This is a genomic window from Paracoccus marinus, assembly GCF_007018965.1.
GTDB classification, from domain to species: domain Bacteria; phylum Pseudomonadota; class Alphaproteobacteria; order Rhodobacterales; family Rhodobacteraceae; genus Paracoccus; species Paracoccus marinus.
Genome location: NZ_VJYZ01000018.1, coordinates 240,735 through 247,338 on the forward strand (window position 1 = coordinate 240,735; position 6,604 = coordinate 247,338).

8 protein-coding genes are annotated in these 6,604 nt (G+C 68.0%); 6 read left to right on the top strand and 2 right to left on the bottom strand.

All coding sequences use genetic code 11. The features are described 5' to 3' along the window. The first annotated feature begins 8 nt into the window (after positions 1-8). The 5 genes from rapZ (at position 9) to FNF32_RS10205 (ending at position 2,903) form a co-directional block, all read left to right on the top strand. On the top strand, positions 9-959 hold the full coding sequence (rapZ, locus tag FNF32_RS10185; RefSeq protein ID WP_131674701.1) for an RNase adapter RapZ: 951 nt from the start codon (positions 9-11) through the stop codon (positions 957-959). A gap of 28 nt (positions 960-987) precedes the next feature. Beyond that, on the top strand, positions 988-1,413 hold the full coding sequence (locus FNF32_RS10190; protein ID WP_131674700.1) for a PTS sugar transporter subunit IIA: 426 nt from the start codon (positions 988-990) through the stop codon (positions 1,411-1,413). A gap of 68 nt (positions 1,414-1,481) precedes the next feature. Then, positions 1,482-1,748 carry an HPr family phosphocarrier protein gene (locus FNF32_RS10195; RefSeq protein WP_246087775.1) on the top strand — a complete coding sequence of 89 codons (267 nt, stop codon included), beginning with the start codon at positions 1,482-1,484 and terminating at the stop codon, positions 1,746-1,748. Between the two features lie 8 nt (positions 1,749-1,756). After that, positions 1,757-2,380 (top strand): TetR/AcrR family transcriptional regulator, encoded by a 624-nt coding sequence (locus tag FNF32_RS10200; RefSeq protein WP_131674698.1) that lies wholly within the window; start codon positions 1,757-1,759, stop codon positions 2,378-2,380. A gap of 97 nt (positions 2,381-2,477) precedes the next feature. Continuing rightward, on the top strand, positions 2,478-2,903 hold the full coding sequence (locus FNF32_RS10205; protein ID WP_131674697.1) for a DUF2852 domain-containing protein: 426 nt from the start codon (positions 2,478-2,480) through the stop codon (positions 2,901-2,903). A gap of 102 nt (positions 2,904-3,005) precedes the next feature. On the opposite strand, the gene FNF32_RS10210 is transcribed toward FNF32_RS10205, so the two are convergent. Together FNF32_RS10210 and aroC are read right to left on the bottom strand one after the other, a co-directional pair. Next, the gene (locus FNF32_RS10210) at positions 3,006-4,376 is read right to left on the bottom strand and encodes a glutamate--cysteine ligase (RefSeq protein ID WP_131674696.1); all 1,371 of its coding nucleotides are present in this window, start codon (positions 4,374-4,376) and stop codon (positions 3,006-3,008) included. Positions 4,377-4,512: 136 nt separating this feature from the next. Beyond that, positions 4,513-5,610 carry a chorismate synthase gene (gene aroC / locus FNF32_RS10215; protein ID WP_131674695.1) on the bottom strand — a complete coding sequence of 366 codons (1,098 nt, stop codon included), beginning with the start codon at positions 5,608-5,610 and terminating at the stop codon, positions 4,513-4,515. A gap of 166 nt (positions 5,611-5,776) precedes the next feature. Here aroC and FNF32_RS15320 point away from each other — a divergent pair, with 166 nt between their 5' ends. After that, positions 5,777-6,106: a BrnA antitoxin family protein gene (locus FNF32_RS15320; RefSeq protein WP_185961921.1), complete on the top strand. Its 330-nt coding sequence runs from the start codon at positions 5,777-5,779 to the stop codon at positions 6,104-6,106. Positions 6,107-6,604: the final 498 nt, after the last annotated feature.

Below are 6,604 nucleotides of genomic sequence, written 5' to 3' on the forward strand. Positions count from 1 at the left end.
ACGGGCCGATGCGCTCCGACACGACTTCGATCTCATTGCATGACCGCACCCCGCGCCAGCAGCGGGTGGTGCTCGTCACCGGTCCGTCCGGGGCCGGGCGCTCGACCGCGATCCGCGCGCTCGAGGATCTGGGGTTCGAGGTCATCGACAACCTGCCCCTGTCGCTGGTGCCGCGGCTTCTGGACGGGCTGACGCGCCCGACGCCGGTCGCGCTTGGGCTCGACGTCCGCAACCGCGACTTTTCGGCCTCGAACGTGATCGACCTGATCGACCGTCTGACCCGCGACCCGGCCTATGCCTGCGAGGTCCTGTTCATCGACTGCGCGCCGGAACGGCTGGCCCAGCGTTACAACGAGACGCGGCGCCGCCACCCCCTGTCCGAAGAGGGCACCCCGCCCGACGCGATTCGGGTCGAACGTGACCTGCTGGGCCCGATCCGGTCGCGCGCCGACGTGCTGATCGACACGACCGAGCTGTCCCCGCACGACCTGCGGGCCGAAGTCGGGCGCGTGCTGGACGCGCGCGAGGGCGCCGAACTCACGCTGTCGGTGCATTCGTTCAGCTACAAGCGGGGCGTGCCGCGCGGGATTGACATGATGTTCGACTGCCGCTTCCTCGCCAACCCGCACTGGGTGGACGGGTTGCGCCCGTTCGACGGGCGCGACCCGCAGGTGCGCGACTTCGTGATGTCGGATCCGCGCTACGCGGAATACTTTCAGCGTGTGCGCGACCTGATTCTATTCGCCTTGCCCGCACAGGTGGAGGAAGGCAAATCGCATCTGGCAATCGGTTTCGGGTGTACCGGCGGGCAACACCGTTCCGTCACAATCGCCGAAAACATGGCCGATGCGCTTGCGCAGGCGGGTTGGCAGGTGTCAAAACGCCATCGGGAACTGGAACGCCGCGATGCGGCCCCCGTGCTGTCGGCCCCGGCCGGCTGCGACAAGGGGGCGGCATGACCGACGCGGTTGCAAGTGGTAGGTACCTTTGATCGGAATCGTCATCGTCGCGCATGGGGGACTGGCGCGGGAATATCTGGCCGCCATCGAGCACGTGGTGGGCCCTCAAAGCGGGATCCGCGCGATCACCATGGAAGAAGACCATGATCGCGGCGACAAGCAGGACGAGATCTGCGCGGCGGCCCATGCCGTCGACACGGGCGATGGCGTCGTGGTCGTCACGGACCTGTTCGGCAGCTCGCCGTCGAACCTGTCGCTGCCCGCGTGCAGTCACAAACAGCGCATGATTTTGTACGGCGCGAACATGCCGATGCTGCTCAAGCTCGCCAAGTCGCGCCATTTGCCGGTCGCCGACGCCGTGACGCTGGCTCGCGACGCCGGCCGCAAGTACATCAACTGCTACGACCTGTCGGTGGACAACGCGCCGACCGAACTGCGCCGCGCCGCCACATGACGGCAGGCACCGGGCACGCCCCCGGCGCGCAGGATGCGGACCGCGCGGCAGAGCCGGATACCGGCCCCATCACCCGCGCCCTGAAGATCGTCAACGAAAAGGGGCTGCACGCGCGCGCGTCGGCCAAGTTCGTGGAAACGGTCGAACGCTTCGACGCGACGGCGCTGGTCGAAAAAGACGGCGAGCGGGTTGCGGGCAACTCCATCATGGGCCTTTTGATGCTGACCGCGCCGCGCGGCAGCTCCATCACCGTCACCACGATCGGACCGCAGGCGGCGGCGCTGATGGCAGCGCTGTCGGCGCTGGTTGCCGATTTCTTCGGCGAAGGCATGTAGGCGGCAGCTTGGGCCGCGAAAGCTATCATCACGGCAATCTGCGGCAGGCGCTGGTCGATGCGACCGTCGGCCTGATCGAGGACAAGGGCCCGATGGGGTTCACCCTGGCCGAGGCCGCGCGGCTGGCGGGCGTCAGTGCCGCCGCCCCCTATCGCCACTTCTCGGGCCGCGACCAGCTACTGGAGGAGGTGGCGCGTCAGGGTTTCCACGACTTCGCGCTGCGGCTGGAATCGGCCTTCGACGGCGGCAAGCCGTCGGCGCTGTCGGCGTTCCTGCGGATGGGGCAGGCCTATCTGCGCTTCGCGTCCGAAAAGCCCGGCTTCTACATGGCGATGTTCGAATCCGGCTTGTCGATCACCGGCAACGCGGATCTCACCGCCGCCGCCGACCGCGCGCAGGACGCGATGCAGGGCGCGTCGGCCGCGCTGTTCGAGCGGCTGGCACCTGACAGCCGGCCGCCCGCGCGGATGGTGGCGAACCACGTCTGGGCGATGTCGCACGGGGTGGTCGAGCTGTTCGGGCGCGGGCGCCCGGGCGGTCGGGCGCCCATCGGCGCGGACGACATGCTGGAAAGCGGCGTCCTGATCTACCTGCGTGGCTTGGGCGTCATCCCCGCCGATCCGACCCGCTGAAATTTGTTCGCCGATTTGCGCGCCGCGGCATTGACCGCGGGCTCGTCGCTCCCACATTGTTAATGTGATTAACATTCACATCCAACAGGAGCCGACCATGAACACCCCCGCCTATCCCTATCAGCCCGCCGCGTCGTCCGGCGTGTCCGTCGCGGGAGTCCTGATGCAGGCCCGCGACTGGCTGGACCAGCGCGGCAAGCCCGCCTGGATCGTCGCCATGATCCTGGGTTTCGTTTTCGTCTGGCCGCTGGGCCTCGCCATCCTTGGCTACATGATCTGGAGCAAGCGCATGTTTGGAAGCTGTCACCACCGCACCCACCGCACGAACGGCCGTTCGCACCGGTTCCACCGCGCGGAATCGACCGGAAACGCGGCCTTCGATGCCTACCGCGACGAGACGCTGAAGCGCCTGGAGGATGAGAACCGCGCCTTCGTGGACTTCCTGCAAAAGCTGCGCGACGCCCGCGACAAGGCCGAGTTCGACCAGTTCATGGACGAACGCAAGCAACCCGACGCGGCCTGATCTCAGCGGCGAATCTCTGCGGCCAATCTCTGCGGCGACGATCTGCGCGACGATGGGCCGGGGCAACCCCGGCCCGTTGTCGTCAGTAGGTGTAGTTTGCCGTCAGTAGCTGTAGTAGCGGTAGATGTTGGACAGGTCGCCCTGCCATTCGCCGTGATACTTGCCCAGAAGCTCGTCGGCGGGCGTCATCCCGCTGTCCACGGACTCGCGCAGCGCATTGAGGAAATGCGTCTCGTCCGCGATCAACCCGCCCGCGCCAGGACGCGCGCGCGACTTCAGCCCCGCCTCGGCGATGTCGAGCACCTGACGCGACAGCTCGTCCAGCCGCACGCCGGCCGCCTGACCCGCCAGCCCGTCGCGGGCCGCGGCGCGGCGCAACCCCTCGCGCGTCTCGTGGTCCCAGCCCTTGATCAGGTCCCATGCCGCATCCAGCGCGCCCTGATCGTAAAGCAGGCCGACCCACAGCGCGGGCAGGGCGCAAAGCCGCCGCCACGGGCCGCCGTCGGCACCCCGCATCTCGATGTATTTCTTGACCCGCGCCTCGGGGAACACGGTCGTCATGTGGTCGGCCCAGTCCGACAGCGTCGGCACCTCGCCCGGCAGCGCGGGCAGGCGGCCGTTCAGGAAGTCGCGGAACGACTGCCCCAGCGCGTCGATGTAGCGCCCGTTCCGATAGACGAAGTACATCGGCACATCGAGGACGTAGTCCACCCAGGCGTCATAGCCGAACCCGTGCTCGAACACGAAGGGCAGCATGCCGGTGCGCGCCTCGTCGAGGTTCTGCCAGATATGCGCGCGCCACGACTTCATCCCGTTGAGCTTGCCGTCGAGGAAAGGCGAGTTCGCGAACAGCGCCGTCGCGACAGGCTGCAACGCCAGGCCCACGCGCAGCTTCTGGACCATGTCCGCCTCGGACCCGAAGTCGAGGTTCACCTGCACCGTGCAGGTCCGGTACATCATCTGCGTGCCGAGCGTGCCGACCTTTTCCATGTAGGGCGTCATCAGCGCGTAGCGCCCCTTGGGCATCATCGGCATGTCCGCCTGCGACCATTCGGGCGCCGCGCCAAGGCCGATGAAGCCCGCGCCGATCTCGTCGGCGACCTGCCGCACCTCGGCCAGGTGCGCGTTCACCTCGTCGCAGGTCTGGTGGACGGTTTCCAGCGGCGCGCCCGACAGCTCGAACTGCCCGCCGGGTTCAAGGCTGATGTTGGCGCCGTCGCGTTCCAGCCCGATCAGGTGGTCGCCTTCCAGCACCTGCTTCCAGCCGAAGCGGTCGCGCAAGCCTTCCAGCATCGCCTTGATCGAGCTTTTGCCGTCATAGGGCAGGGGCTTCAGGTCGTCCCAGGTGAAGCCGAACTTCTCGTGTTCGGTGCCAATGCGCCAGTTCTCGGCCGGCTTCTCGCCGGATGCGATGTAGTCGGCAAGCTGCTCGCGCCGCTCGATTGGGCCGCCGCCCTGTTGGGGAATGGACATGACGCCTCTCGCGGTGTTGCTGCAGACAGGTGGGCTGCAGACAGGTGGCTTGCGGCTGGGCCATAGTCAAGGTGAGCCGGGCGTCACGTCGGGGACTTGCGGCTGGCGCGCGGGTTGCGGGACGGCGGTCGGCGGATCAGCCGATCCTGCCCCGCATACCGCCGGTCTGCGCCCGGTCCAGCAGCAGGTGGTCCAGGATCACGCAGGCCGCCATCGCCTCGGCCACCGGGACCGCGCGGATGCCGACGCAGGGGTCGTGGCGGCCCTTGGTGATCAGGTCGATCTCGCGCCCATGCGCGTCGATTGTCCGGCGCGGCGTCAGGATCGAGCTGGTGGGCTTGACCGCGAACCGCACCACGATGTCCTGCCCGGTGGAGATCCCGCCAAGAATCCCGCCCGCGTGGTTCGACAGGAACTCGGGCCCTTGCGGCCCCATGCGGATCTCGTCGGCGTTCCCGGTGCCGCGCAGGCGGGCGGCGGCCATCCCTTCGCCGATCTCGACCCCCTTCACGGCGTTGATCGACATCATCGCGGCGGCAAGGTCGGTGTCGAGCTTGCCGTAGACCGGCGCGCCAAGGCCCGGCGGACAGCCCTGCACCACCACCTCGATCATCGCGCCGACGCTGTCCTGGTCCTTGCGGATGGCGTTGAGATAGTCCGTCCATTCGGGGACCGCGCTTGCGTCGGGGCAGAAGAAGTCGTTGCGCCCGATTTCCTCATGGTCGATCCGGCCGCGGTCGATCGCCAGCGTCCCGATCTGCACCATGTAGCCCGTGATCCGCAGCTGAGGCGCCAGCTCGCGCAGCACCGCCTGCGCGACGCCCCCCGCCGCGACCCGCGCCGCCGTCTCGCGCGCGCTGGACCGCCCGCCGCCGCGATAGTCGCGGTGGCCGTATTTCAGGTGGTAGGTGATGTCGGCATGGCCGGGGCGAAACGCCTGCGCGATCTCGCCGTAGTCGCGCGAGCGCTGGTCGGTGTTCTCGATCATCAGCTGGATTGGGGTGCCGGTGGTTTTCCCGTCGAACACGCCCGAGAGGATGCGGACCTGATCGGCTTCCTGCCGCTGCGTGGTCATCTTCGACTGCCCGGGCCGGCGCCGGTCGAGGAAGGGCTGGAGGGCGCTTTCGTCCAGCGGGACGTTCGGCGGGCAGCCATCAACGGTCGCGCCGAGGGCGGGGCCGTGGCTTTCGCCCCAGGTGGTGAAGGTGAAGATGCGGCCGAAGGTGTTGGTCATGGGGGGAACTCCGTTGGGGTTCCGTTTACGCGAGGGGCGGGGGCGGGGGAAGGCGCACGGACGATGCACAAGCGATGCACGGGTGATGCACGGGCGGTGCGAACGCCGCCTTCACCCCGCGTTAACCCGCCCGCGCCAGAGTCGCCGCATCAGGCAGGGGGCGCGCATGGGCGGGATCACGAAGGCGGAGACGGCGAGGCGGATCAACTATCACTACATAGCCGACGCGATGCGGCGGCCGGAATGGGACCTGCACCAGAAGCTGCTGACCGAGGGGCGCATCCCCGAGGCATGGCACGAGATCGCGCTGGAACGCGGCGAGGCGAAGCGGGTGCGGGTCACGATCGCGCTGGAGGAGGACGTGGTCCGCTTCTTCCGCGGCATGGGCGCGGGCTACGGCCCCCGCATGAACGCGGTCCTGCGCGCCTTCATGCATGCGCGGCTGGCGGGGCTGCTGCGCGGGGGCGAGACGATGGACTACCTCGCCCGGCGCTAGGCGGAGGGTCTGGACGGTTACAAGCCGCTATGGGGCGACACGCAGGAGGGCTACGAAACCCTCGCCCCCGGCGCCGCCCGGCTCTTGAGCGAGGAGCCGGGGGTGCCGATCGGGGAGGAGGAGCGGGCGGCGCGGGCGGATACGTTGGCGTGGATGAGGGGGAGGTAGGGGAGTTTGACCCTTACGGTTTGGTGCGGTGTGGTGAACTCACTCTACTAACTGCAACGAATCAGATGGCGCTGTAAGAGGGCGGTCCTCGCAAGAGCCGCCCCCCCGTTTTTCTAGGCGCTAGCCGCAACAGCGGCGATGGGCACGGACGAACTCCCAGCGGCCCAAACGCCACCGAAAGTAGGCCCGCACACGATGACAGAGTCGGTTTGACCGGCGCATCGCATACCTCCTTTCTCAAGGAGCCTTGACTTGGACTTGCCCGGCTTTTGTGGAGAGCGTTTAGCTCACTTCGCGGGCCTTTCGCTCGAAGGCGATGGGGCTCTGGAA